The sequence below is a fragment of the Protofrankia sp. CiP1_Cm_nod3 genome (assembly GCF_982290655.1).
The window spans coordinates 11,066-13,234 of the sequence record NZ_CEVIVD010000129.1; the positions used below are offsets into that span (position 1 = coordinate 11,066).

At 71.6% G+C, this 2,169-nt stretch carries 3 protein-coding genes; 2 read left to right on the plus strand and 1 reads right to left on the minus strand.

Annotated features, from left to right (window positions below; translation table 11 throughout):
- Window positions 1–302: 302 nt before the first annotated feature.
- Together AC5LUJ_RS19375 and AC5LUJ_RS19380 are read left to right on the plus strand one after the other, a co-directional pair.
- Window positions 303–470: a hypothetical protein gene (locus AC5LUJ_RS19375; protein ID WP_250286915.1), complete on the plus strand. Its 168-nt coding sequence runs from the start codon at window positions 303–305 to the stop codon at window positions 468–470.
- A 152-nt stretch (window positions 471–622) separates the two neighbouring features.
- Window positions 623–865 (plus strand): hypothetical protein, encoded by a 243-nt coding sequence (locus tag AC5LUJ_RS19380; RefSeq protein ID WP_250289592.1) that lies wholly within the window; start codon window positions 623–625, stop codon window positions 863–865.
- A gap of 247 nt (window positions 866–1,112) precedes the next feature.
- On the opposite strand, the gene larB is transcribed toward AC5LUJ_RS19380, so the two are convergent.
- The gene (gene larB / locus AC5LUJ_RS19385; protein ID WP_250286917.1) at window positions 1,113–2,069 is read right to left on the minus strand and encodes a nickel pincer cofactor biosynthesis protein LarB; all 957 of its coding nucleotides are present in this window, start codon (window positions 2,067–2,069) and stop codon (window positions 1,113–1,115) included.
- Between the last annotated feature and the right edge of the window lie 100 nt (window positions 2,070–2,169).

Sequence of the window (2,169 nt, forward strand, 5' to 3'; positions counted from 1 at the left end):
GAGAACGGCAAGGGAAACTATTACTACTCAGAGTGCCGATCTTTTGGGGTATCACCCCGTCCGGAACTGGGCGAAAGCGATCTCTCGTTCAGTTCGTCGCTCTTTCTGTTGATGTCGGATTCCTCGCGGTTGTGTGTACACCGGTCGAAACGGGTCACGGAGGAGGCGCGGAGCGGTGTGCGCCGGCCACTGCCCGACCGGCGATTCTCGCTGGTCCCGACGTCTTCGGCAACGGTTTTCGGTGACGGTTTTCGGCGATGCTGCGGTTTTCGACGGCGTTGCCCGGGGAAGGATTCCCCAGCATGTTCGCACGGTGCGGAGCCAGTATGCGCCTGTCCCGCTCGGTCCGGATGCCGGGTCTGGCGCACCGCCGGGCCCGGCCCCGCCGACGGCGGCCGGTGCCGGCCGTGGCGGCGGCCCGCGGGATCGTCGACCAGCGGACGAAGGTGGCGCTCGGCCCGGCCGCCTGACCGGTCATGGGTGCCGGCGATCCGCCGGCGTCCGGTGTCGGCGGCCGGCGCCGCCGCGTGGGCGGTGCGACGAGAACCGGCGCGACGAAAAGAGGTTCTTACAGCGAGAAAAAGTGGAACATTTTCCGCGATCTTTGTTCCGGGGAGAACTCTTGAGTGTTTTCGACAGTCTCATGCACGGACTCGACGAGGGCGACCGTGACCGGGCGCTGGATCTGATCAGGGACCGGATCAGCCAGGAACGCCACCGGGCCGAGGGCGGCGACGCGGTGCGCCGGGTCGACCGGGGGACCGGCCTGCGCCGTGGTGGTGCCGGTACCGGTGCCGGTGCCGGTGCCGGTACCGGTGGCCGCCGCATCCCCGCCCATCGGGACTCCCACCGCCGGGAGCGTTGACCGGCGCACGGCCGCGACGCGGGCAGGACGCCCGTCCGGGCCGACAGCGGGCCCGGACACGCCAGCGGACCTGGACCCAGTGGACCTGGACGACAGCGGAAACCACTGAAACCAGCCACAACCACAACCAGTGCCCGTCGTGCGTAGGTGGAAAGGGCTGTCCGGACGACGTTTTCCACCTACGGGCATCGAAGCCGTAGGTGGAAAAGAGCTGTCATGACAGCGGTTTCCACCTACGACTGTGGGGTTACGACTGGCGGGCGTCGGACGCCGAACGGCGGACGACACGGGCCGCGAAGACGCCCGCGCCGAAACCGTTGTCTATGTTGCACACCGCGATGCCGGGAGCGCACGAGGTGAGCATGGCGAGCAGTGCGGTAAGCCCGCCGAGGGACGCGCCGTAACCGACGCTGGTCGGGACGGCAACGACCGGTGTGCCGACCAGCCCGCCGATCACGCTCGGTAGGGCTCCCTCCATGCCGGCGATGACGATCAGGCAGTCGGCCCCAGCCAGCTGGTCACGGACGGCGAGGACCCGATGCAGCCCGGCGACCCCCACATCCATGATCGTCTCAACGCCCGCCCCGGACGCGCGGGCGGTCAGCGCGGCCTCCGCGGCGACCGGGGCGTCCGACGTCCCGGCGCAGACGACGACAACCCGGCCGCGAGCCGGGGGCAACGGGCCGACGGCAACCGTGACCGCACCCTGTGACACACCGGCCGCATGACTGGCAAAGGCCTCATGACCGGCGAAGATGGAGCGGCCGGCGGTGCCGGTACGGCCGGTGGTATCGGCATGCTCGGCGGTGCGGCCGGCCGCCGCGGAGGGTGTGCTGACAGCGTCGCCGGACGCCCAGGCCGCTGTCCGCGCGGACATCGTGAGCTCGTCCGGCCAGCGCGCCCGCAGCGCCGCGACGGTGGCGGCGTCGGCCCGCGTGACCAGCGTCGGACGGCCGGGGCCGGCAGTCCGCCGCAGTTCGGCGACGATGCCGACCGTCTGCGCCGGGGTCTTGCCGGCGGCGTAGACGACTTCCGGGTCGCCGGTGCGAAGCCCGCGGTGGGTGTCGACACGGGCGTACCCGAGGTCGCTCCAGCCGCCGCCGTCGCCGAGCGGGCCCGCGGCCAGGCGTGCCAGGGCGTCGTCCGGCCCGACCGTGCCGGAGGCCACGGCATCCAGCAGGAGCCGCACATCCTCCGTGTCCATACCGCCGACCCTATGGGTCCGCCGCCTGGATCTCTGCCGCCTGTTCGTGCCGACGGCCCGCCCGCGCCGCCGCTGTCCGGCCCGCCGGAACGGCCGGGCG

Bases quoted from the DNA above. Each gene is read 5' to 3' on its own strand.
- AC5LUJ_RS19375 (WP_250286915.1), top strand. From the start codon at position 303: ATGTTCGCACGGTGCGGAGCCAGTATGCGCCTGTCCCGCTCGGTCCGG.
- larB (WP_250286917.1), bottom strand. From the start codon at position 2,069: ATGGACACGGAGGATGTGCGGCTCCTGCTGGATGCCGTGGCCTCCGGC.